The organism is Streptomyces sp. NPDC101227 (genome assembly GCF_044767545.1).
Classification (GTDB): Bacteria; Actinomycetota; Actinomycetes; order Streptomycetales; family Streptomycetaceae; genus Streptomyces.
Genome location: NZ_JBIWOD010000006.1, coordinates 445057 through 467419 on the forward strand (window position 1 = coordinate 445057; position 22363 = coordinate 467419).

A 22363-nucleotide genomic window follows, 5' to 3' on the forward strand; every position below is an offset into this window, starting at 1 on the left:
GCGCGACACAGCGGGGGCGGCCGGCGATTCGGACGCGGGCCCGGGGACCTGCCGGGCAACGGCTTGCGCCGTCCGGTGACAGCATCCGTATCAGGTGCCGGTCCACCGGCAGCGGCGGCCACGTCGGTCGTGCCGCCGTGGCACCGGCGTACGGCTATGCCTTGAGATCCAGCACCATGACCGAATACAGGGGGGAGTCCGCGAACGGCCTCTGCTCGCCGACCGGGTGATATCCCCACGATTCGTAGAGCGCCCGCACTTTCGGGTGTTCGACGTCGACCAGGAGCACGGCCATGTCCTCCGGCCGGGATCCGATGAGGGCCCGGTGGAGCCGTCCAGAGGTACCGCTCTTACGCCACTGGGGCCGAACCAGCAGCTCTGAGATGGCGAAGGTGCTTGCTTCCTGCGGTTCCGGAGCGATGTGGCCGCACCACCATTCCTTCCCCACCGCGAGCGGAGCACCGTAGGCGAAGCCGGCGACTTCGGATCCGTCATAGGCCATGGCGCAGGTGAAGCCGGGCAGGGCGCTCCAGTGGTCCACGAACCATGCGAACCGGTCCCGGCTGTCGAATTCGTCGTTGCTGTCCGCGTAGGCGTCGTCGTGAGCGTCCAGCAGCAGTTCCCGGAACTTGTGGGCATCTTCGTGTCCAAAGGTGCGGGTGCGGAGCGTGGGTGCGGTCATTGGGCGTCTCCTCGGGTGTCAGGCAGCGCGCGGGGGCGCACCATCGCGGCGAGGACGGGCGACTCCGGGCCCGGTTGCTGCTCGCTCACCTTCCGGTAGCCCCACTCCTCATAGAGCCGCCGCACCTTCCCGTCTCCGGCGTCCGCGTTCACGAGCAGCGTGGCGTACATCTCCGGCCGGCCGCTCAACAGCTCGTCATGGATGCGGCGTGCAACACCGTGTCCCCTCCACGGCTGCACCACGCCGATTTCCTTCACGGCGACTGCCGGCGCGGTGGTGTATTCGTCCGGGACCGGCGTTGTCATTCGCGTCCACCATCGGTTACCCGGTTCAACGGTGTTGGCATAGGCGTAGCCCATTGCGACGCCGTCCGCGTAGGCAATGACAGCCTCCCAGCCGGGTTCGACGCCGTGCCGGTCCAGACGTTCGGCGAACACGTCAACTCGGTAGTTCGGCAGATGAAGTAGCTCCGCCCGTACCTCCGCGTACAGGTTGAGGAGGGTGTGACGAGCTTCGGAGAGTGTGGGGAAGCGGCGGGCAGTGATGCTGGTGGTCACGGCAGGGCCTCTCGTTCGTACTGGGTCCAGGCCACGGTGTGCGGGCTGGTGGGGGCGAACCTCCGCAGGTCGACACCGAAGGTGCTGAGCATGTCGGCGACGCGCGGGTGGCGCACTGCGTCCAGGGGGATGCTCATCGCGGTGGCGACAGCCGGTTCGGTATCGCGCTGTCCGAGCTGGGCGCGGGCCAGGCGCGCTGTGGCGATGCCTCGCGACCGGCGCATGTGCGGGCGCAGGGCAGCCAAGCACCGGTATCCGTGGCTCTCGGCCGTCTCCCACTGGAGGAGGGCCAGATAGGCCGAGAGCGCGAGGGAATTCAACTCGGCTTGGTCGTAGAAAGCGGTCATCCACACGGGCCGGTAGGCGTCCGCGGTGGCGCGATTCATGGCGGCCTGCGCCTGGTCGAAGGCGATCCGCGTTGCGGTGCGGTCTCCGGCAGCCCCATGGATGGCCGCCTGACGGGCCAGACCAAGCGAGGCAAACATGGGGTCACGGCGTGTGATGCTCCGCCCGCGGGCTACGTCGTTTGCGGCGCGAGCGTCTCCGGGCCGATTCATGTGCCGGTACATCGTGCCTACGTGCGACCAGATGCGAAACTTAATCGCCTGGTCGCCGGACATCTCCGCGAGGGCCTGTGCCTCACGCATGTGCGTCTGCGCGTCGCCGAAGCGACGGCCGTCGATCGCGGCCCACATCGCCGAGGAGCGGAACGAGGCAGCGCTCGCGTAGATTTGACCTCGTACCCGCTGGGTCGCGCTCCCGGCGCTGTTGAGGGCCAGGGCCTCGTCTGCGAGAGCGGCAGCCCGCTGCTCGATGGTGAGCTGTCCACCATGGCGGTGGTCGCGGGCGACGATCTCGGCGAAGCGGCGCTGCAGCCGGCCAACGTCACTCATGCCGACGCGCCGAGGTGCGGCGACGGCTGGGGCCGCAGCGACAGCGAGGGCGACGGGGACACCGGTGATGACGGTGCGACGGTGCATGTCGGGGTCCTCCTGCGGTGGTGCGGGGATGGGCGAGCGGCGCCTCCGTGGCACGAACCCTAAAGCGGCAGCGTCCAGGCCGGTGACCTCCTCCAGCGCGGCCCGCGTAGCCGATTTCGGCCACCGCACCCGGCCCGCTTTCCAGTCCCGGACCGATGCTCCGTCCAGGCCGCCTACCTTGCCTGTGAGATCACCGATGGCCTGATTTACCGCGTCAGCCAGGGTGTTGGAGCTGAAACCGTGCTCCTGCATCCACGCCTCAAGGGGGACATTTCGCGTGGCGTCCATCGACGCACCGTAGCCCGGCGTCGCCCCTCCGTGAGGTAAACGGGCAGTCAAATCGCCCTAGGGGAAATCGCTGGCCAGTCGCTCATCGCCCTAACTCGCCTGCCCCGGAAGACCGTTAGGTGGTGTGCATCGCCCCGCCCGTGCCCTCATCCCCGTGAGGCATGGGCGGGGTGCCACACCATCCGCGAGCAGAGGCCGCGCCATGACTACACAGTTCCAGGAGCACCACAGCACCATCCGGACCACGGTGCCGGCCGCCGCACGGCCGTGCCCGATGAACCCGCAGGCCCGCACGTTCACCCAGGCGCATCGCGCCCCTGGGAGCACCGAGCGGCACGAGCCGTACGCCGAGCTCGGAGGCGTTCAATGACGATCACGATGCTCGGCCCGCAGCGGCACCAGGAGCGCTACCTCGCCCGCGCCGAGTCCGTCCCCCACGCCCGCCGCGGTGTCGCCCAGGCCCTCATCTCCTGGGGTCTGGAGCCCGTCGCGGCCGCGGCGGAGAGCATCGTCGCCGAGCTGGCGGCCAACGCCGTGCTCCACACCGACGCCCAGTACTTCGGGGTGTCGGTGACGCGGATCAGCGCGGCCCGCGTCCGTCTGGTCGTGACCGACCCTGACGCCACCCGGCCGCACGCCGAAGGGCCGGCCGAAGACGACGAACACGGCCGCGGCCTCCTGATCGTCTCCGCGCTCGCCGCCTGCTGGGGCGCCGACCGGGTACACGGCGGCAAGCGGATGTGGGCTGAGCTGGAGGTGACCCGGTGAGCGACGACGAGCGTCCACCGGAGGTCGGGGACCTCGTACAGGACGCCGCCCGCGACCGCGAAGCGATCGTCACCGACATCCGGTTCGCCAGCGCGTACGTGCTGCGGTCCCGGTACGGGGCACCGTCGGAGACGTGGGAGGCGGGGGTCTTGCAGCTGGAGATCCTGGCCCGCCGCGGTGAGTGGAGGAGGCCGTGAGCGGGACGGCACCGAGCCGTAATGCCCCCCACCCCTCAAGGCGCCCCCGGGTAAACCAGCGTCATGTACGCCCCCAGATAGGCCGACGCCAGCGCCGCGCCGCCCAGGGTGAGGGCGGCGGTGCGGCGACGGGTGCGGGCGAGGGCGAGGGCCAGGGGCAGCAGCAGGGGGAAGCCTGGCAGCAGGAAGCGGGCGCGGGGGAAGTAGACGCCGCCGCTGCCCAGCACGATCGTCAGCAGTGCGCCGCTGAAGAGGAGGAGGGGCAGCGGCTGGCGGCCGGCGAGGGAGAGCAGGAACAGCACCACGGAGGCGAGCAGCACCAGCGAGACGAGCACCAGGAAGAGCTGCGGCCGGGCCTGGTAGCCGAGGACCGAGCGCAGCGAGCGGAGCGTCTCGGCGCCGCCGTCCCAGACGTTGCGCCACATCTTCTGGACCGCGAAGTAGCCGTCGGGGCGGTGCAGCCGCAGGCCCACCCAGGCGACGTAGCCGAGCCAGCCCAGGGGGGCGAGCAGGGCCGCGGCCAGGAGGCGGGAGGCGGCGGGCGGGGGAGGGCCGCCGTCGTCCGGTGCGCGTCCGCGGCGCCGCAGGGCGAGCAGCGCGGGGAGCGAGACGGCCGCGGCGAGGGCCAGGCCCGTGGGGCGGGTGAGGCCGGCGAGCAGGCAGAGGGCCGCCGCCCAGAGCCAGCGGCCGGTCAGTACGGCGTACAGCGACCAGGCGGCCAGCGCCGTGAACAGGGACTCCGTGTAGCCCATCCACTGCACCAGGGCGACCGGCGTGGCGCCCCACAGGACGGCCAGTACGGTGCCCGCCCGGCGGCCGTGGAGCCGGTCGCCCACCGCGAAGATCCCCCAGGCCGCGATCAGCGAGCACACCACGGCGACGATCAGTCCGATGCTGGCGCGGGAGCCGGGCGTGACCGCGGCCACGGCCTTGACGATCACCGGGTAGAGCGGGAAGAAGGCCAGGTTGTTCACGTCGAACGCGCCCGGGCGCAGGACGCGGTCATAGCCGTGGTCGGCGATGCCCAGATACCAGCGCGAGTCCCACTGGGCGGCGAGCAACGGCCACAGCCCGTGGTGCTGGAGGTGCGCCCACTTCATCAGGACCAGCGCGCCCAGCAGGCGGACGGCGGTGTAGCCGAGCAGTGCCGGCCCGGCCCTGCGCAGCGCCGCGGCCGCCGGGCCGGTCAGGTGCCGCCCGCGGGCCCGTGACGGAGGGGGCGGCGGTGCCGGGACTGCGGCGGGCGGCGGGGGCGCGGTCATGGGCACTGCGCAGCTCCTGGAGGACGGGCGGTGCGACGTGGTCGGCGTCCGGTTCCAGGGTTCCGCGCGCGGGGCGCGGGTGCCGGGAGGGTTTGCGGCAGGTGCAGTACGGGGTCACCCGTAGGGGCGCAAGCCCGCGCGCCTACGGGTGACCCCGTCCGCTCAGATCCCCAGCGCCCGCGCCAGGTCGTCCTTCACCGCGGCCAGCACCGTCGCGGCCGTCTCGCGCGCCGCCGGGAGCCCCTCCGCGGACGCCACCGGGACCACGACCTCCAGGTAGCACTTCAGCTTCGGCTCGGTGCCGCTCGGGCGGACCACCACGCGCGCGGCTTCCACGCCCGAGCCGTCCGCTCCGGACAGGTAGTAGCGCAGCCCGTCGGTCGGCGGCAGCGACGCGGTGCCCTTGTTCAGGTCGTCGGCGGCGGTCACCGTCAGTCCCGCGAGGGACGCGGGCGGCGCCTCGCGCAGCCTGCGCATGGCGTCGGCGATCAGCGTGAGGTCCTCGACGCGCACCGAGAGCTGGTCGGTGGCGTGCAGGCCGAATTCCAGCGCCAGGTCGTCCAGCAGGTCGGCCAGGGTGCGGCCGGACTGCTTCAGCTCCGCAGCCAGTTCGGTGATCAGCAGGGCGGCCGTGATGCCGTCCTTGTCACGTACGCCCTCCGGGTCGACGCAGTAGCCCAGCGCCTCCTCGAAGGCGTAGCGCAGCCCGTCCACCCGGGCCAGCCACTTGAAGCCGGTCAGCGTCTCCTCGTAGGGGAGGGACGAGGCGGCCGCGATCCGCGACATCAGCGACGACGAGACGATCGTGGTCGCGAAGGTGCCGGACGCCTGCTTGCTCACCAGATGGGCGGCGAGCAGCGCGCCGACCTCGTCGCCGCGCAGCATCCGCCAGCCGTCCGGCGTGCCGGGGGCCGGGACGGCGACGGCGCAGCGGTCCGCGTCAGGGTCGTTGGCGATGACGATGTCCACGCCGCCGACGCCGCCGACGCCGTCCGCACCCACGGACCGGGCGGTGGCGAAGGCGAGGTCCATCGCGCCGGGCTCTTCCGGGTTGGGGAAGGCGACGGTGGGGAAGTCGGGATCCGGCTCGGCCTGTTCGGCGACGACGGTCGGGGCGGGGAAGCCGGCCCGCGCGAAGGCGGCGACGAGGGTGTCCCGGCCGACGCCGTGCATCGGCGTGTAAACGACGCGCGTATCGCGCGGGGAGCCCGGGGTCAGCACGGCGTCCGTACGCGCCAGATACGCCCGCAGAACCTCGTCGTCGAGGGTTTCCCAGCCGGCCTCGGGCCGCGGTACGTCCGCCAGCGAGCGGATCGCGGCGATCTCGGCGGCGATCTCGCCGTCCGCGGGCGGCACGATCTGCGAGCCGTCGCCCAGGTAGACCTTGTAGCCGTTGTCGCGCGGCGGATTGTGGCTGGCGGTGACCTCGACGCCGGCGACCGCGCCCAGGTGCCGTATCGCGAAGGCCAGTACGGGCGTGGGCAGCGGCCGCGGCAGCACCGCGGCGCGCAGTCCGGCGCCGACCATCACGGCCGCCGTGTCGCGCGCGAAGTCGGCGCTCTTGTGGCGCGCGTCGTAGCCGATGACGACCAGGCCGGAGCCCTGGCCCTGCGCCTTGAGGTACGCGGCGAGGCCGGCCGCGGCCCGGATGACCACCGAGCGGTTCATCCGCATCGGGCCCGCGCCCAGCTCGCCGCGCAGACCGGCGGTGCCGAACTGCAGGGTGCCGGCGAACCGGGCGGCCAGCTCGTCGGCGTCCCCGGCCGCGAGGAGCGCTGCCAGCTCCTCCCGCGTCTCGGGGTCGGGGTCCTCGGCCAGCCATGCCTCGGCCCGGGTGATCAGCTCCGTGCGATCGGTAGCCACGTGATGCTCCTGACGGTCAGGTCGATGCGGAGGGACGGTACGGACGGGCGGCGCGGAGGGGGAGCGTCGGCTCGTCACGCCTACCCACTGCGCGAGTACTTCGAGCCGCAGTACCGGCCAACGGTGCTGCGGGGGCGGCGGCGGGCCGCCACCGGGACGGGCGGGCGGCCCGGCGGGTGTCGTACGTGCCGTACACCCGCCGGCCCCGGCCGGCCGCCGAAAGGCGCCGGCTCAGAGCTTGCCGAGCACCTGGGCGAGCAGGCTGCCCATCGCGGTCGCGGAGTCGCGGCCCGCCTGGAGCACCTCTTCGTGGTTGAGCGGCTCGCCCGTCATGCCCGCGGCGAGGTTCGTCACCAGGGACAGGCCGAGCACCTCGGCGCCCGCCTCACGGGCGGCGATGGCCTCCAGGACCGTCGACATGCCGACCAGGTCGGCGCCCAGGCTGCGGATCATCTTGATCTCGGCCGGGGTCTCGTAGTGCGGGCCGGGGAACTGGGCGTACACGCCCTCCTCGAGGCTCGGGTCGACCTCCTTGCACAGCGCGCGCAGCCGCGGCGAGTACAGGTCCGTCAGGTCGACGAAGTTGGCGCCGACGATCGGGGAGGTGGCGGTGAGGTTGAGGTGGTCGCTGATCAGGACCGGCTGGCCGGGGCGCATGCCCTCGCGCAGACCGCCGCACCCGTTGGTGAGCACGATGGTCTTGCAGCCGGCCGCGGCGGCGGTGCGGACACCGTGCGCGACCGCGGCGACCCCGCGGCCCTCGTAGTAGTGGGTACGGCCCAGGAAGACCAGCGCGCGCTTCTCGCCGACGCGGTACGAGCGGACCTTGCCGCCGTGACCGGCCACGGCGGGCGGCGGGAAGCCGGGCAGCTCGGTGACCGGGAATTCGTGCTCGGGCGCGCCGAGGGCCTCGGCGGCCGGAGCCCAGCCGGAGCCCATGACCAGGGCCACGTCGTGGGTCTCGGCGCCGGTGAGCTCGCGCAGTCGGGAGGCGGCGGCATCGGCGGCGGCCTGGGGGTCACGGGCGATGTCGGGAGTAACAGATGCGTTCACGCGGACGAGGGTAGCCGCTCTTCCCCTACGCGCGTAGATGTCGCTGCCCACACGGCTGGGACCATCCGGTTGTGGCTTCCCACGAACCCGCGCCCCCGGCGCGTCGCGCCCCGGGGCCACGACACCCGTACGGACCACGCATTCCGGCCACCGGTCCGCCGCTGGTCCGTGCACCGGCCGGCACGGGTCGGAGCTGTCCGACGGACCCGCGGCGCTCAGCAGGGCCGCTTGCGCAGCTCCATCACATAGTCGTGCGGCGCGCCCGCCGACTCCGCCGCGTCCGCGATCTCCCCCAGATAGCGGGCCGAGGGCAGACCCCCCTCATAGCCGTTGAGGACGTACACCCAGGCCGGCTCGTCGCCGTCCAGCGTGTGCACCCGCACCCGCAGCCGGCGGTAGATGTCCAGGCCCACGCCCTCCCAGCGGTCCATGGACTCCTCGTCCATCGGCGCGATGTCGTAGAGCGCGACGAAGACCTGCGAGCGGGGGGCCTCGACGATCGTCGCCAGCGCGCCCTCCCACCCCATCTGCTCGCCGCCGAAGGTGAGCCGCCAGCCGTTCAGCCAGCCCGTGCCGCGCAGCGGCGAGTGCGGTGCGCGGCGGGACATCAGCCGCGCGTCGAGGTTGCCGGCGTACGCGGCGTAGAGCGACATGGTTCCGAGGGTACGGGAGGTTACGGGGTGGGCTCTTGATACCGGATTGCTACCGGAGATTCGCACAAAGCGGCAGGAGGGGCGGCGCCCGGCCTGCCGCTATGCGCGTACACCGGCCCCCGGCGAGAGCGCCGCGGGGGCGTGCGGGACAATGGAGTACGTGACTCGGATCGTGATCATCGGTGGCGGACCCGGCGGATACGAGGCGGCCCTGGTGGGCGCCTCCCTCGGCGCGGAGGTGACCGTCGTCGACTGCGACGGTCTGGGCGGGGCGTCGGTACTCACCGACTGCGTCCCGTCGAAGACCCTGATCGCGACGGCCGAGGTGATGACCACCTTCGACTCCTCGTACGAGGAGCTCGGCATCATCGTCGAGGACGACACGCCGTACGTCGACCGCCCCGCGCGCGTCGTCGGCGTCGACCTCGGCAAGGTCAACCGGCGCGTCAAGCGCCTCGCGCTCGCCCAGTCGCATGACATCACCGCCTCCGTCACCCGCGCCGGCGCCCGCGTGATGCGCGGCCGCGGCCGCCTGGAGCCGGGCCAGTCACCCGAGGGCGCGCGCCGGGTGACGGTGACCGTCGCCGACGGCACCGAGGAGACCCTGGTCGCCGACGCCGTGCTGATCGCCACCGGCGCCCACCCCCGCGAGATCCCCGACGCCCTGCCGGACGGCGAGCGCATCCTCAACTGGACCCAGGTCTACGACCTGACCGAGCTCCCCGAAGAGCTCATCGTCGTCGGCTCCGGCGTCACCGGCGCCGAGTTCGCCGGCGCCTACCAGGCCCTCGGCTCCCGCGTCACCCTCGTCTCCTCCCGCGACCGCGTCCTGCCGGGCGAGGACCCGGACGCCGCCGCCGTCCTGGAGGACGTCTTCCGCCGCCGCGGCATGAACGTCATGGCCCGCTCGCGCGCCCAGTCCGCCAAACGGGTCGGCGACCGCGTCGAGGTCACCCTCGCCGACGGCCGCACCATCTCCGGTACGCACTGCCTGATGGCCGTCGGCTCCATCCCCAACAGCGCCGGCATCGGCCTCGAGGAAGCCGGCGTCAAGCTCCGCGACTCCGGCCACATCTGGACCGACAAGGTCTCCCGCACCACCGCGCCCGGCGTCTACGCGGCCGGCGACTGCACCGGCGTCTTCGCCCTCGCCTCCGTCGCCGCCATGCAGGGCCGCATCGCGATGTACCACTTCCTGGGCGACGCGGTCACGCCGCTCAACCTCAAGACCGTTTCCGCCAACGTCTTCACCGACCCGGAGATCGCCACCGTCGGCTACTCCCAGGCCGACGTCGACAGCGGCAAGATCGACGCCCGGGTCGTGAAGCTGCCGCTGCTGCGCAACCCGCGGGCCAAGATGCAGGGCATCCGCGACGGCTTCGTCAAGCTCTTCTGCCGCCCCGGCACGGGCATCGTCGTCGGCGGCGTGGTCGTCTCCCCGCGCGCCAGCGAGCTGATCCACCCGATCTCCCTCGCGGTCGACAACAACCTGACCGTCGAGCAGATCGCCAGCGCCTTCACGGTCTACCCGTCGCTCTCCGGCTCCCTCGCGGAGGTCGCGCGCCAGCTGCACACGCGCAAGGCGGGGGACGAGTAAGCGGCACCCGGCGTCCGGGCCGGGCGACCGGACGCATTACCTGACGAGCGGTCAAGCCGCATTCCACACCCATGAGTTCGCAAGGCCCGTGCCCTATATCACGGCACCCCCCACGCCATGCGCAACTTCCGGTATTTGGTGCAACCTGCTGAAAACAGACGGTCGTTGGCGTTACTGTCAGTTTCGTGTTCGCTGCAGAACGTCGCCAACTGATCCTTGAAATGGTGCGCGCAAACGGAGCGGTGTCGCTCCGGGAGCTCGCCCGTGTCGTCCAGACCTCCGAAGTGACCGTACGGCGGGACGTGCGGGCGCTGGAGGCGGAAGGGCTGCTCGACCGCCGTCACGGCGGAGCGGTCTTGCCGGGAGGCTTTACCCGGGAGTCCGGCTTCCCGCAGAAATCCCATCTAGCGACTGCCGAAAAGACGGCCATCGCCGATCTCGCCGCGGGCTTCGTCGAAGAGGGCGAGGCCATCGTCGTCGGCGCCGGGACCACCACCCAGGAGCTGGCCCGCCGGCTCGCCCGGGTGCCCGGTCTGACCGTGGTCACCAACTCCCTGTTGGTCGCCCAGGCGTTGGCCCATGCCAACCGCGTCGAGGTCGTGATGACCGGGGGCACCCTGCGCGGTTCCAACTACGCGCTGGTCGGCAGCGGTGCCGAGCAGTCCCTCCAGGGCCTGCGGGTCTCCCGCGCCTTCCTGTCGGGCAGCGGTCTGACCGCCGAGCGCGGCCTGTCCACCTCCAACATGCTCTCCGCCAGCGTCGACCGGGCGCTGGTGCAGGCCGCGGGGGAGGTGGTGGTGCTCGCCGACCACACCAAGCTCGGCTCCGACACGATGTTCCAGACCGTGCCCACGGACGTGATCACCCGGCTGGTCACCGACGAACCGCCCGCCCACGACGACCGCGCCGGCACCGAATTGCAGGCGCTGGCCGATCAGGGTGTGCAGATCGCCGTCGCGAGCGGGCCGGGCGCCGGCCAGGGGCCCGGCCAGCCGGGCGCGGAGGGCACGGTTGGGGAGCGCAGGGCTTCCCGGCGGGACGTGCCGCTGCCCGGCCAGCGCCGCAACCTCCCGCCGGGCAGCGGGGGTTCACCCCTGCGCCCGACCGCGTCGCTGGCGGAGGGACCGGGCGGCAGGGTGACGGATCTGGCTCCAAGGCGCCGCTGATCACGTACGTCGTGGTGAACCGGGGCCGGTGCCGTTGTCGGTTGCTGTTGGCGTTGTGGTGGCGGTGGTTGTCCGGTGGGGTGCTGGGGCGCGCCGCTGAGGCTCGCTAGGGGCCGCGGGGCCGCCCGGCCGGTGGGGCTCGGGTGCTTCTCGGCGCCGCGCCGCGGGTTCAGCTTTCCGGCTTGAGTCCGGTCAGGGTGAGCGTCAGCAGCCGGTCGGCCAGCTTCGGGTCGTCGGGGGACTCCTCGACGGCCAGGGCGATGCCGTTGGTCAGCTGGAGCAGATCGCCGATGTTCACGTCGGGGCGTACGGCGCCGGCCTGCTGGGCCCGGTTCAGCAGCGCCGCGCCGGCCTCGCGCATCGGGACGCTGCACCGCGCCATCCCCGAGCTGTCGTCCACCGACGCCGCCATCAGCGCGCGGGACAGGCCGCGGTAGGTGCTGGCGTGGGTGATGATCGCGCGCAGCCAGTCGACCAGCGCGTGGCACGGCCGCGGCGCGTCGGCCAGTTCCCTGGCGTACGTCAGGAGCGCCTCCACCTCGCCCTGGAAGACGGCGCCCATCAGGGCCGTGCGGTTGGGGAAGTGGCGGTAGAGGGTGCCGATGCCGACGCCGGCGCGGCGTGCGATGTCCTCGAGCGAGGTGTCCGTGCCGCGCTCGATGAAGGCCGTACGGGCCTCGGTCAGCAGCCGCTCGTAGTTGCGGCGCGCGTCCGCCCGCATCGGCCGTACCGGCTGCGTCGCCGCGGGCACCTGTGCCGTCGAGCCCTTCGTCGCGGGCCGTGTGCCCGCCGTCTCGGTCCCCATCGCCGTCCTCCCTCACCCGGGCCGGTCCCGGCCCGGTGGGTCCAGGATGCCATTGCGGAAGGCGGGGATGGAGGACGACTCCGGTTGGGCGGCGGCGACGGCTTCCGGGCGGCTTTTCGCCCAGGGCGGGGGAGGGCACGCACCGAGGGCGGGGGAGGACGCACACCGACGGCGGCCGTCCGGAATGTCTGCTGTGTGTGGCCGTCCATGGCCGCCCGGCGGACGACGCATGAACGTCCGGCATCCGGCCGCCGTCGTGTAGCCGAACACCTCGCCCGGCTGGCAACGCCACCGCCCCAACGGCCATCAAACCTGGCGCAATGAGGTCTTCCGGGGGCATCCGGGGGCCGAGGGACGACGTCGTGGGATGTCCGGCGTGGGCACATGTACCACGTACCGGGGACACGGCAGGCGGAATCTGGGGAAGTACGTCATGGGGCTGACCAGCCGATCGGTGTTGTACGCCATGGCCGTGGCCGCCGTGGCCTGTGTGGGGCTCACCCTCTGGCTGTGGCCGCGGTTCTCCGGGCGGGGGCCGCGGGCGCTGCTGGGGCGGCTCGGATCCATCGTGGCGACGCAGCTGACCATCGTGGCCACGCTCGGCCTCGCGGTGAACGCCAACTTCGAGTTCTACGCCTCCTGGCACGAGCTCCTCGGCCTGTACGACGACGCCCCGGCCGCCGTCGGCAAGTGGGGCGACGGCGGCGCGGCCGGGCCCGTCGGCGACCCGTCCAAGGGGCTCGTCCAGGCCTCCGGGCCGGACGGGCTGGACAAGGTCCACGGGCTGCCCAAGGGGCGGGCGGACATGGTCGGCAAGGTCGAGTCCGTACGGATAGTGGGGAAGCGGACCCGGGTCGTGGACGGGGCGTATGTGTATCTGCCGCCGCAGTACTTCCAGGCGCAGTACGCGCGGCAGCGATTCCCCGTCGTCGTCGCGCTCAGCGGCTATCCGGGCGGGACGTTCCTGCTGGGCCAGCATCTGCGGCTGCCGCAGACGGCCGGCCGGCTGATCCGTACCGGCAAGATGCAGCCGACCGTCATCGTGATGCTGCGGCCCACCATCGCGCCGCCCCGCGACACCCAGTGCGTGGATGTGCCCGGCGGCCCCCAGGCCGAGACGTTCTTCGCACGGGACGTGCCGGACGCGCTGAGGTCGCACTACCGCGTCGGGCACGACCCGGGCGGCTGGGGCGTCCTCGGCTACTCCTCCGGCGGCAGCTGCGCCCTCCAGCTGGCCATGCGGCACGACCGGACGTACACCGCGGCGGCGGCCCTCTCGCCCGACTACAAGGTCAGCAACGACCCGACCACCGGAAACCTCTTCGGGGAGGGCAGGGACCGGATACGGCGCCGTCAGGAGCACGATCTGATGTGGCGGCTGCAGCACCTGCCGATGCCGCAGGTGAACGTCCTGGTGGGGACGAGCCGTACGGGCGAGAAGAACTATCCGGCGGCCACGGCCTTCCTGGGCGCGGTCCGCGCACCGATGACGGCGGACTCGATCGTGCTCGACCACGGCAGCCACAACTTCGCCACCTGGCGGCGCGAACTCCCGGCCGCGCTCCAGTGGATGAGCAGATCGCTGACGTTCCCGGAGGACGTGGTCGGCAACTCGTAGGCGGCCCCAGGGGGTGCGGTCAGGCGGTGGGCGGGGCGGCGCGGAAGGCGTCGAGGGCCGCCGCACGCTCCTGATACGGGCGGCGGTGCAGGGTCGACAGCAGCCGCCACATCCGCCGCTCGTCCGCCAGCCGGTGCGGCAGCACGACGCCCAGCGCCTCGGCCAGCGGCTTGCGGCCGGTATTGACCAGCGCCCGCACGGCGGCGGCCCACTCGTCGGTCGCGTTCACCGCACACCGGTACCACAGCGGCAGCAGCGCAACGAGCGCCGCCGCGGTGCCGAGCAGCGGGGCGGGCGCCGCCCCGGGGACGGCGAGCGTGGCCAGGGCGAGGACGGCCAGGGCTGCGTGCCCGTACAGCAGCGCGACGAAGAAGTCCGCGTTGGTACGGGAGAGTTCGGCCTGGCGGCGGACCTGTTCGGGAGCGGTGCCGGTGAGCTCGTTCCACAGCACCTGGGTATCGAGGCGGAAGCGGTCGTGGCCGTACTCCTCCAGGCGGCGGATGGCGTTGCCGAGGAGGGTCGGGGCGATCTGGTCGTCGTCCACGGGGTAGCGACTGAGCCGCTCGCCCAGCAGCGCGCGCTGGGCCGCCGTGCGGCGCAGGTCCTGGCCGGCGCCGCGGGTCAGGCGCGGGTCGGCGCGGAGGGCGGCCAGCGCGTCGGTATCGGCTGCGGGCAGTGCCTCCGCCGTCCGGGCGCGTCGTTCCAGCCGCAGCAGGGCGATGCGGTCGGTGAGCTGCTGCTTGGCGGCGCGCTGCCGTACGCAGCCGCGCTCGTAGGCCCAGGACGGCCACAGGCTGTAGCCCTCCAGGATCCGGTAGAGGGGAGTCTGGAGCGCGCTGAGGACCAGCCCGAGGAGCAGGGCGGCGCAGAGCAGCAGCAGGGTCGTGCCGGCGCCGGTGCGCGGCCACAGGTGCGCCACGGGGGCGGTGCGGCGCAGGCTGGGCGCGACGGTGAGGAAGGCGACGGCGAGGTTCAGGGCGGTGGGCAGGATCCAGCCGACGATCAGCGTCCAGGCGCCGCCGAGGACGCTCTTGGCGATGTCACCCACGGGGGCGGTACGCCCGTCGTCGCGCGCCGCTCCTCGCGCGCCTCACCATTCGTCCTCTTCGTCGTCGCCGAAGGGCGGGCCGGGCGGGGTGTTGCCGAGGGGCTCGCGGCGGATCAGGTCGTCGGGGGCGCGATGAACGGCGTCGTGGCTGGTCGTGCGGCGCTGCGATTCGCCCACCGCGGGGTAGGGGGCTTCGAGGACCGGCGGTCCGCCGTACGGCCGCAGGTCGTCCAGCAGCGCACGTACGTACCCGGCGGCATCGGGATGGGCGGCCAGTAGCCGACGGAACCGGAAGCGCCAGGCGGCGATGACGCGCGCCGCCGCGGGGTCGTGGCCGTCAGCCTCGGCCGCCAGGAGCACTTCCCGGTCCGCGTCGAACGCGGCGGCCAGCGCTTCCTCGTCCCAGTCCCCCGAACCGTCCGACAGCAGCAGCTCGACGACCGCGTCCCGTACCCGGGGCCACCGGTCCGTACGCGCTTCCGCGGCCAGCTCGGTCGCCGCCGCCGTGGCCAGTGCTAACAGTTCCGCTTCCATCCGGCCCCCGTCGTCCGCCGCCCCACCCCGAAGCGCTGCAGGCCCATTGTGCCGCGCAGGGCCCACGCGCGAGGGGCTTCCGGCACATGTGCCGGAAGCCCCTCGCGTGACGGATCGTGCCGCGTCAGTCCTTGATCTCGCAGATCACGGCGCCGGAGGTGAGGGCCGCGCCGACCTCCGCGGTCAGGCCCTTGATGGTGCCCGAACGGTGGGCGTTGAGCGGCTGCTCCATCTTCATCGCCTCCAGGACGACGACGAGTTCGCCCTCGACGACCTGCTGGCCCTCCTCGACGGCCACCTTGACGATGGTGCCCTGCATGGGGGAGGCGAGGGAGTCACCGGAGGCGGCGCTGGAGGACTTCTTGGCGGCCTTGCGCTTGGGCTTGGCCCCGCCGGCGACCGCGGCGCGGGCCAGCGGCATGCCCAGCGAGGACGGCAGCGAGACCTCCAGGCGCTTGCCGCCGACCTCGACGACGACCGTCTCGCGGCTGTCCGTCTCGGCCTCGTCCGCGCCGGGCGCGGCGAACGGCGGGATCTCGTTGGCGAACTCGGTCTCGATCCAGCGGGTGTGGACCGTGAACGGGTCCGCGGAGCCGGTGAGTTCCGGGGCGAACGCCGGGTCCCTGACGACGACACGGTGGAAGGGGATGGCGGTGGCCATGCCTTCGACGGTGAACTCGTCCAGGGCGCGGGCGGCGCGCTGGAGGGCCTGCTCACGGGTGGCGCCGGTGACGATCAGCTTGGCCAGGAGGGAGTCCCAGGCCGGGCCGATGACGCTGCCGGACTCGACGCCCGCGTCGAGGCGGACGCCCGGGCCCGCGGGCCCGTCGAAGCGGGTGACCGTGCCGGGCGCCGGGAGGAAGTTGCGGCCCGGGTCCTCGCCGTTGATGCGGAACTCGAAGGAGTGGCCGCGGACGGCGGGGTCGTCGTAGCCCAGCTCCTCGCCGTCGGCGATCCGGAACATCTCGCGGACCAGGTCGAGGCCGGTGACCTCTTCGGTGACCGGGTGCTCCACCTGGAGGCGGGTGTTGACCTCGAGGAAGGAGATGGTGCCGTCCTGGCCGACGAGGAACTCGCAGGTGCCGGCGCCCTCGTAGCCGGCCTCCTTGAGGATGGCCTTGGAGGCGCGGTAGAGCTCGGCGTTCTGCTCGTCCGACAGGAACGGCGCGGGGGCCTCCTCCACCAGCTTCTGGTGGCGGCGCTGGAGCGAGCAGTCACGGGTGGAGACGACCACGACATTGCCGTGCTTGTCGGCGAGGCACTGGGTCTCGACGTGCCGGGGGCGGTCGAGGTAGCGCTCGACGAAGCACTCGCCGCGGCCGAAGGCGGCGACCGCCTCACGGACCGCCGAGTCGTAGAGCTCGGGGACCTCTTCGAGGGTGCGGGCGACCTTCAGGCCGCGGCCGCCGCCGCCGAAGGCCGCCTTGATGGCGATCGGCAGGCCGTGCTCCTCGGCGAAGGCCACGACCTCGTCCGAGCCGGAGACCGGGTCGGGGGTGCCGGCGACCAGCGGCGCACCGGCGCGCTGCGCGATGTGCCGGGCGGCGACCTTGTCGCCGAGGTCGCGGATGGCGTGCGGGGGCGGGCCGATCCAGGTCAGTCCCGCATCGAGGACGGCCTGGGCGAATTCGGCGTTCTCGGAGAGGAAGCCGTATCCGGGGTGAATGGCGTCCGCGCCGGAATCGGCGGCGGCCGCGAGAACCTTGGCGATGTCCAGGTAGCTGGTGGCAGGGGTGTCACCGCCCAGGGCGTATGCCTCGTCTGCCGCACGGACATGCAGGGCGTCACGGTCCGGGTCGGCGTAGACGGCTACGCTCCCGATTCCGGCGTCCCGGCAGGCACGGGCAACCCGAACGGCGATCTCGCCACGGTTCGCGATGAGCACCTTGCGCACGATGGGTCCTTCCTTGGCGCGTCGCCGCAACAAATCAACGTCGCGAGTTTAGGGACTGGCGACACCGCGTGCCGAGTCGTTCCCGGTGGTGACCTTGCCCACACGGAGCGTGCCGGGGGCGCCAGTGAGGGAGTGAACTCCCCTGATAGCCCAGGGTAGGCCCGGAATCCCGGGCTCGGCACCAAGCCCCGATGTGGCCTAGGTCTCTGGCCACGGGCGTTCGGCGGGTCGTCAATTCTTTGTGGAGTCCCTACGAATGGGCGAAGGAAACTTTGCGCGTCGCTCCCGCGGCCGGGGCGCCGCCGCCCGTACGCCCGCACGCCACCCGTGCAGACCCCTTGCCCCAGCTATTACCCAGCAGTAGCGTGCGCGATGTCTTCGGTACTCGCGGTAACCGCGGTACCGGTCGAGGATCCGGCCGGGTTTCGGCCGGTACCGGCCATGCGGCGGCAAGCGACGGAAGAGGGTGGGCGGGGTGGTGGTGGCGCGGAGACCCGTGGCACTGGTGGCGGCGGTGGTGCTGATCCTGGAGGCGCTCGGGTTCGTCCTGCTCAACTGGATCCTGAGCATCGTGGTGGACCACCAGCAGATGTCGCTGGCCGGCCTGAATCCCGGCGCGATGTCCGTGGGGGCGTGGGTCGCGGGCGCCCTGTTCGGCCTCTACCTCCTGTTCTGCGCCGTCGTCCTGGCGCGTACCGCGCTGCGCGACCGCGCGCCCGGCGGTTTCACCCGCATCGTTCTGATCACCTGCGCGGTGGTGCACGGTCTGCTCGGCGCGTTCGCCGTCGGGCCGGTGGGCTGGCCCGCGTTCGTCGGGATGATGGCCGTCCTCGCGATGATCGTGCTGACGCTGGTGGCGTACGGGGAGCCCCGGACCCCGGTGGCGGACGCCGACGGCGGCGGCGAGGGGATCGGTACGGCGGCCGGCCCGGCCTGACCGACGGCCGGCCACGGCGGCCCGCCCGAGTCCGGACAGGCCGCCGAGGGCCGGATTTCCGCCCCTCGTACCACCGGCGCCGCTGCCCCTACGGGACGTCATCGTCATCGGCGCCTGGGGCGGCGGCCTCGCGGCGCACAACGTCGTGGACGGCGAACGCCGTTGGGCCGTACGAGACCTCCACGCGCCCTCCCGCTACCTCTCCGACCGGCTGGTGGCGGACGGCAACCGGGTCTTCGGCATGAACGGCAAGTCGCTCTACGCCCCGCCCGTGTTCCGACCGCTCAGGAAGCGCCCTCGGCCGGCGCCTGCGCCCGCAGCACCCGCACGAACGCCCGCATCCAGTCCGGCTGGTCGGGCCAGGCGCGGGCGGAGACGACGTTGCCGTCGACGACCGCGGAGCCGTCGACGAAGATCCCGCCCGCCCCTTCCACGTCCGGCGCGCAGGCGGGGTAGGCGGAGGTCCGGCGGCCCTTGAGGACGCCGAGCGGGGCGAGCGCGATCGCCGCGTGGCAGATGTGGGCCACGGGCTTGTCGGCGTCGAAGAAATGCGTCACCACGCGCGGGAAGTCGGGGTCGTTGCGCAGATACTCGGGCCCCCGGCCGCCCGGGAGCACCAGGGCGGCGTACTCGGCCGGATCGACGTCGGCCAGCGCGACATCCGACGGCCAGGAGTGCCCCGCCTTCTCGGTGTAGGTGTCGAAGCCGTCGACGAAGTCATGCACGACGAAGTTCAGCTTCTTCCGGGACGGCGCCGCGACATGGGTCTCATAGCCCTCCTCCAGCATCCGCTGGTAGGGGTAGAAGAACTCCAGGTCCTCGGTGGCGTCGCCGGCGATGATCAGAACCTTGGGCATGGTGCGCACTCCTCGCGGTGAGATCGGATGGCGATCCGGTGCCGTCACGATGCCCGCAGCCGCCCGCCGGTAAGGAACACCGCGGGCCGGAATCCGGCCATCGTGGAAAGTCCACCCGGACGGCCGCGGGCCGCCATGGGGTGCCGTGGGGTGCCGTCACAGTCCGGGCCCGGCCCCGCCCGGCGAAGTTCCGGCCACGACGGCGCATGCGTCGCCCACCGCCAGCTTCCCCGTCCGCAGTACGGAGTACAGCGCCCCGAACGCCACGCCGCCCTCCGGCACCCGCCGGTAGGCGGCGAGCATGCGCAGCGGTTCCGGCCCGGCCTTGGTGCCCGTCTCCTGGTCGACGAGGGTGACGGCGCAGCGGATGGCCACCTTGGCGAACCCCAGCTCGGCATCGCCCACCAGGAGGCGCCGGGCGTGGTCCTCCTGGTGGGGCGCGTCCCATCCGTCGACCACGATGTTCGGCCGGAAACGGCTCATCGGAAGCGTCGGCTTGCCCGCCGCGGTGTAGCGGGCGTTGAGGTCGTCGAAGGTGGCGCGGGAGAGGATGTGCAGGGCGCAGCTGTCGGCGTACCCGGAGGTGCCGGGGTGGACCCCCTGCTCCACCCGGTCGTGCTCCGGCGGTACGCGGACGAGCCGGCTGGGCGCGCCGAGCACTCCGGTCAGCCACCGGGCGGCCGCCGCGCCCTGGTCGATGCCCTGGTACGGCACCCCGAACAAGTCGACCGGGGTCCGCGCCGAGGTCAGGTCCACCGGGATCCGGACCGGTTCAACTCCCGGCGTCCGTAAGGTGAGTTGGCTGCCCCCGTCGCCGACCTCGGGCCGTATCAGCGCCAGTTCGGGGTCCCTGCGCTGACTGCGGTACGTGCCGTCTTCCCCGACCACCATGAAACTGCGGTCGTACGGCAGCCCGGCGGGCGTGAGCTCGGCCTCGGTCAACGGGACCGGGGCGCACCCCTTGACGGGATAGGTGAGGAGTTCTCCGACTGTCGCGTATGTCGCCATGCGGTCAGCTTGCTCCCACGCGGCCGTGCGGCGCCGGAGAAGGGCTCAGGTGTGGGGCCGTTCACGTCCACAGGTCGGTGATGGCCACGTCCAGATCGGCGAGCAGGCGGCGCAGCAGCGGCAGGGAGAGGCCGATGACATTGCCGGGGTCGCCGTCGATGCCGTCGATGAAGGGTGCCGAGCGGCCGTCGAGGGTGAAGGCGCCCGCCACGAAGAGCGGCTCGCCGCTGGCGACGTAGGCGGCGATCTCGTCGTCCGAGGGCTCGCCGAAGCGGACGGTGGTGGAGGCCGTGGCGGAGGTCTGTCGGCCGCCGGCCGTGTCGATGACGCAGTGGCCGGTCTGGAGGACGCCGGAGCGGCCGCGCATGGACTTCCAGCGGGCGGTGGCGTCCTCCGCGTCGCTGGGCTTGCCCAGGGCGCGGCCGTCCAGTTCGAGGACCGAGTCGCAGCCGATGACCAGCGCGCCCGCGGCCTCCGGGCGGGCGGCGACCGCGGCGGCCTTCGCCTCGGCCAGGACGCGGGCCAGCTCGCCCGGCGTGGGGGCGGTGAGCGCGTCCTCGTCGACGCCGCTGACGATGACCTCGGGCGCCAGTCCCGCCTGCTGGAGCAGGCCCAGGCGGGCGGGCGACTGGGAGGCGAGGACGAGGCGGCGGGCGCGGGGATCGGGCTCGGGGTGGTGGTGGGGATGATGCGATGAGGTCATGCCCGCCATCGTACGGAGGCCGGGGCCCCGGGCGCGCGGCGCTACCGCTTGAGCACCGCCTGCATCACGGCCTTGGCGATCGGGCCGCCCAGCTTGCCGCCGGCGATCTCCGAGCGGGGGATGTCCATGTCCTTGGGGTCGACGAAGACGGCCACCGCGACCGGGGAGGTGCCGTCGCTCTGCTTGGCGTAGGAGACGAACCAGGCGTAGGGCCGCTCGTCGTTGACGTTCGCGCCGTGCTGGGCGGTGCCGGTCTTGCCGCCGACCGTGACGCCGTCGATCGCCGCCTTGTCCGCGGTGCCGTCCGAGACGGTGTACTCCATCATCTCCTGCACCTTCTTGGCGGTGTCCTCGGAGACGGCCTGCGGGTCGCCGGGGTTCAGCGGCGTCGGCTCGGACTTCTCGATGGTGGACATGCCGGGGCCCTGCACCTCGTCGACCAGGTACGGCTTCATCACCTTGCCGTTGTTGGCGATCCCGGCGACGACCATGGCCATCTGGAGCGGGGTGCTGGTCAGGCTGCCCTGGCCCATGCCGGTCAGCGCCGTCTGCGGCTGGTCGAGCTTGGCGGGGTAGCCGCTGATCGCCGAGCGGACGGGGACGAACTGCTCCTTGTTGAAGCCGAACTTCTCCGCCGTCTCGCGCATCTTGTCCGTCCCCAGCTTGTGGGCCGCGTCCAGGAAGACGTTGTTGCACGACCACTGCATGCCGGTCTTCAGCGAGGCCTTGTCGCAGGGCGCGCCGGCCACGTCGTTGCCGACCTGGGTGTGGGTCTGGGGGAGGGTGTACGGGGCGGGGGCGCCGGAGGAGGCGTCGATGTCGGTGACCGTGCCGTGCTCCAGGGCCGCGGCCGCCGTGAGGATCTTGAAGGTCGAGCCGGGCGGGTAGATCTCGCGCAGCGCCCGGTTGTTCATCGGCTTGCTCTTGTCGGCATCCAGCGCCAGGTACTTCTTGCCCTCCGCGAGGGTCAGGCCGGCGAACGAGGACGGGTCGTACGACGGGGTGCTGGCCAGCGCGAGGATCTTGCCGCTGCGCGGGTCGAGGGCGACCACCGCGCCGCGGGCGTGCAGACCGGTCAGCCCCTTGTACGCGGCCTTCTGCGCCTTCTCGTCGATGGTGGTGATGACATCGCCGCCGCGCGGCTTCTCACCGGTCAGCACGGCCTTGGCGCGGTTGAAGAAGAGCCGGTCGTCCTTGCCGCTGAGGATCTTCTTGTAGACGCCCTCGAGCATGCTCTCGCCCTGCGCCTGCGAGGCGTACCCGGTGATCGGCGCGTACATCGCACCGTCCTGGTACGTGCGCTTGTACTTGAAGTCGCCGTCGGTCGCGACGGAGCCGGTGATGGGTTTGCCGCCGACGATGATGTTGCCGCGCGGGTAGGAGAACGCCTCGATCTTGACCCGGCGGTTGTTCTGGTCGTTCGCGAGCTCGTCGCCCTGGACGAACTGGACCCAGGTCACCCGGCCCAGCAGGGCGAGGACCAGCACCCCGCAGAAGACGGCTATGTGCCGCAACGGTCTGTTCATCGCTTCCCCACTCCCAGGGGCGCCAGGGTTCGACTACCACCCGCCCGCCCGAATTGCGCTCTTCGGGAGGTAAAGATGCGACAGGAGGGGCGAAGGTTGCGTTACCTCCAGCCGAGGAGAAACATCAGCAGCACCGCGGCGATGGCGAGCACGACGCCCATCCGGCGGAGTTTGACCTGCGCATCGCGCAGCTCCTCGGGCGGCTCATCGGGCGGGTCTGACCACAGCATGCGACCGATCCTGCGCCCGTCGTGGCGGCGGGGGCGGGGGGGGGGGGGGTCCGCGGCCCGGGGCGGAGGGCGAAGGTGGGGCGCCAGAAACCCAAGAACACGGGGGGGGGGGGGGGGGGATAGGGAGAAACCCCCCC

Annotated in this window: 23 protein-coding genes; 7 read left to right on the top strand and 16 right to left on the bottom strand. The window is 72.4% G+C overall.

The features are described 5' to 3' along the window. Nucleotides 1-154: 154 nt before the first annotated feature. The 3 genes from ACIRPT_RS17080 to ACIRPT_RS17090 are packed head-to-tail and all read right to left on the bottom strand — an operon-like array spanning nt 155 to nt 2507. Nucleotides 155-682 carry a GNAT family N-acetyltransferase gene (locus ACIRPT_RS17080; RefSeq protein WP_403827738.1) on the bottom strand — a complete coding sequence of 176 codons (528 nt, stop codon included), beginning with the start codon at nt 680-682 and terminating at the stop codon, nt 155-157. Continuing rightward, entirely contained in the window at nt 679-1239 is a 561-nt protein-coding gene (locus ACIRPT_RS17085; RefSeq protein ID WP_403827740.1) for a GNAT family N-acetyltransferase, read from the bottom strand. Before ACIRPT_RS17085 ends, ACIRPT_RS17080 begins: the two co-directional genes overlap by 4 nt. Beyond that, nucleotides 1236-2507, bottom strand: a complete 1272-nt coding sequence (locus ACIRPT_RS17090) for an XRE family transcriptional regulator (RefSeq protein WP_403827742.1) — start codon at nt 2505-2507, stop codon at nt 1236-1238. The genes ACIRPT_RS17085 and ACIRPT_RS17090 overlap by 4 nt, the downstream gene beginning before the upstream one ends. 202 nt (nt 2508-2709) lie before the next feature. Between ACIRPT_RS17090 and ACIRPT_RS17095 the strand changes: the two genes are divergently transcribed. The 3 genes from ACIRPT_RS17095 to ACIRPT_RS17105 are packed head-to-tail and all read left to right on the top strand — an operon-like array spanning nt 2710 to nt 3472. Beyond that, on the top strand, nt 2710-2877 hold the full coding sequence (locus ACIRPT_RS17095) for a hypothetical protein (RefSeq protein ID WP_403827744.1): 168 nt from the start codon (nt 2710-2712) through the stop codon (nt 2875-2877). Next, nucleotides 2874-3275 carry an ATP-binding protein gene (locus tag ACIRPT_RS17100; RefSeq protein ID WP_403827746.1) on the top strand — a complete coding sequence of 134 codons (402 nt, stop codon included), beginning with the start codon at nt 2874-2876 and terminating at the stop codon, nt 3273-3275. Before ACIRPT_RS17095 ends, ACIRPT_RS17100 begins: the two co-directional genes overlap by 4 nt. Beyond that, nucleotides 3272-3472: a hypothetical protein gene (locus ACIRPT_RS17105; RefSeq protein ID WP_403827748.1), complete on the top strand. Its 201-nt coding sequence runs from the start codon at nt 3272-3274 to the stop codon at nt 3470-3472. Before ACIRPT_RS17100 ends, ACIRPT_RS17105 begins: the two co-directional genes overlap by 4 nt. Before the next feature lie 35 nt (nt 3473-3507). Here the strand turns inward: ACIRPT_RS17105 and ACIRPT_RS17110 are convergent, their stop codons facing one another. From ACIRPT_RS17110 to ACIRPT_RS17125, 4 genes are all read right to left on the bottom strand, one after another. Further along, entirely contained in the window at nt 3508-4734 is a 1227-nt protein-coding gene (locus tag ACIRPT_RS17110) for a hypothetical protein (protein ID WP_403827750.1), read from the bottom strand. A gap of 162 nt (nt 4735-4896) precedes the next feature. Then, nucleotides 4897-6597, bottom strand: a complete 1701-nt coding sequence (locus tag ACIRPT_RS17115) for a phospho-sugar mutase (RefSeq protein ID WP_403827752.1) — start codon at nt 6595-6597, stop codon at nt 4897-4899. 231 nt (nt 6598-6828) lie between these two features. Next, on the bottom strand, nt 6829-7650 hold the full coding sequence (locus ACIRPT_RS17120; RefSeq protein ID WP_403516078.1) for a purine-nucleoside phosphorylase: 822 nt from the start codon (nt 7648-7650) through the stop codon (nt 6829-6831). Nucleotides 7651-7865: 215 nt separating this feature from the next. Continuing rightward, nucleotides 7866-8303: a gamma-glutamylcyclotransferase gene (locus ACIRPT_RS17125; RefSeq protein WP_046926300.1), complete on the bottom strand. Its 438-nt coding sequence runs from the start codon at nt 8301-8303 to the stop codon at nt 7866-7868. Between the two features lie 151 nt (nt 8304-8454). On the opposite strand from ACIRPT_RS17125, the gene ACIRPT_RS17130 reads away from it, so the two are divergent. After that, nucleotides 8455-9900 carry an NAD(P)H-quinone dehydrogenase gene (locus ACIRPT_RS17130; RefSeq protein ID WP_403516075.1) on the top strand — a complete coding sequence of 482 codons (1446 nt, stop codon included), beginning with the start codon at nt 8455-8457 and terminating at the stop codon, nt 9898-9900. Between the two features lie 221 nt (nt 9901-10121). Then, nucleotides 10122-11066, top strand: coding sequence for a DeoR/GlpR family DNA-binding transcription regulator (locus tag ACIRPT_RS17135; protein WP_403827954.1), 945 nt, complete (start codon nt 10122-10124; stop codon nt 11064-11066). Between the two features lie 169 nt (nt 11067-11235). Here the strand turns inward: ACIRPT_RS17135 and ACIRPT_RS17140 are convergent, their stop codons facing one another. Further along, nucleotides 11236-11871: a TetR/AcrR family transcriptional regulator gene (locus ACIRPT_RS17140; protein ID WP_403827755.1), complete on the bottom strand. Its 636-nt coding sequence runs from the start codon at nt 11869-11871 to the stop codon at nt 11236-11238. 433 nt (nt 11872-12304) lie between these two features. On the opposite strand from ACIRPT_RS17140, the gene ACIRPT_RS17145 reads away from it, so the two are divergent. Then, complete coding sequence (locus tag ACIRPT_RS17145) at nt 12305-13489, top strand: alpha/beta hydrolase (RefSeq protein ID WP_403827757.1); 1185 nt, start codon at nt 12305-12307, stop codon at nt 13487-13489. Between the two features lie 19 nt (nt 13490-13508). Here the strand turns inward: ACIRPT_RS17145 and ACIRPT_RS17150 are convergent, their stop codons facing one another. The 3 genes from ACIRPT_RS17150 to ACIRPT_RS17160 all read right to left on the bottom strand — a co-directional run bounded on the left by ACIRPT_RS17150 (nt 13509) and on the right by ACIRPT_RS17160 (nt 16965). Further along, complete coding sequence (locus ACIRPT_RS17150; RefSeq protein WP_403827759.1) at nt 13509-14537, bottom strand: hypothetical protein; 1029 nt, start codon at nt 14535-14537, stop codon at nt 13509-13511. A 42-nt stretch (nt 14538-14579) separates the two neighbouring features. Then, nucleotides 14580-15071 (bottom strand): hypothetical protein, encoded by a 492-nt coding sequence (locus ACIRPT_RS17155; protein ID WP_403827761.1) that lies wholly within the window; start codon nt 15069-15071, stop codon nt 14580-14582. Nucleotides 15072-15195: 124 nt separating this feature from the next. After that, nucleotides 15196-16965, bottom strand: coding sequence for an acetyl/propionyl/methylcrotonyl-CoA carboxylase subunit alpha (locus ACIRPT_RS17160; RefSeq protein WP_403516063.1), 1770 nt, complete (start codon nt 16963-16965; stop codon nt 15196-15198). Between the two features lie 496 nt (nt 16966-17461). Here ACIRPT_RS17160 and ACIRPT_RS17165 point away from each other — a divergent pair, with 496 nt between their 5' ends. Next, a complete protein-coding gene (locus tag ACIRPT_RS17165; RefSeq protein ID WP_403827763.1) occupies nt 17462-17902 on the top strand; it encodes a hypothetical protein in 441 nt (146 codons plus the stop codon). Nucleotides 17903-18186: 284 nt separating this feature from the next. Here ACIRPT_RS17165 and ACIRPT_RS17170 read toward each other — a convergent pair whose 3' ends face one another. From ACIRPT_RS17170 to mmpB, 5 genes are all read right to left on the bottom strand, one after another. Then, a complete protein-coding gene (locus ACIRPT_RS17170; RefSeq protein WP_403827765.1) occupies nt 18187-18759 on the bottom strand; it encodes a DJ-1/PfpI family protein in 573 nt (190 codons plus the stop codon). Nucleotides 18760-18915: 156 nt separating this feature from the next. Further along, a complete protein-coding gene (locus ACIRPT_RS17175) occupies nt 18916-19767 on the bottom strand; it encodes an MOSC domain-containing protein (RefSeq protein WP_403827767.1) in 852 nt (283 codons plus the stop codon). A 61-nt stretch (nt 19768-19828) separates the two neighbouring features. After that, the gene (locus tag ACIRPT_RS17180) at nt 19829-20479 is read right to left on the bottom strand and encodes a nucleoside triphosphate pyrophosphatase (protein WP_403827769.1); all 651 of its coding nucleotides are present in this window, start codon (nt 20477-20479) and stop codon (nt 19829-19831) included. 32 nt (nt 20480-20511) lie between these two features. After that, nucleotides 20512-21996: a peptidoglycan D,D-transpeptidase FtsI family protein gene (locus ACIRPT_RS17185; RefSeq protein ID WP_403827771.1), complete on the bottom strand. Its 1485-nt coding sequence runs from the start codon at nt 21994-21996 to the stop codon at nt 20512-20514. Nucleotides 21997-22097: 101 nt separating this feature from the next. Next, nucleotides 22098-22226, bottom strand: coding sequence for a morphogenic membrane protein MmpB (gene mmpB, locus ACIRPT_RS17190; protein ID WP_403516042.1), 129 nt, complete (start codon nt 22224-22226; stop codon nt 22098-22100). Nucleotides 22227-22363 lie beyond the last annotated feature (137 nt).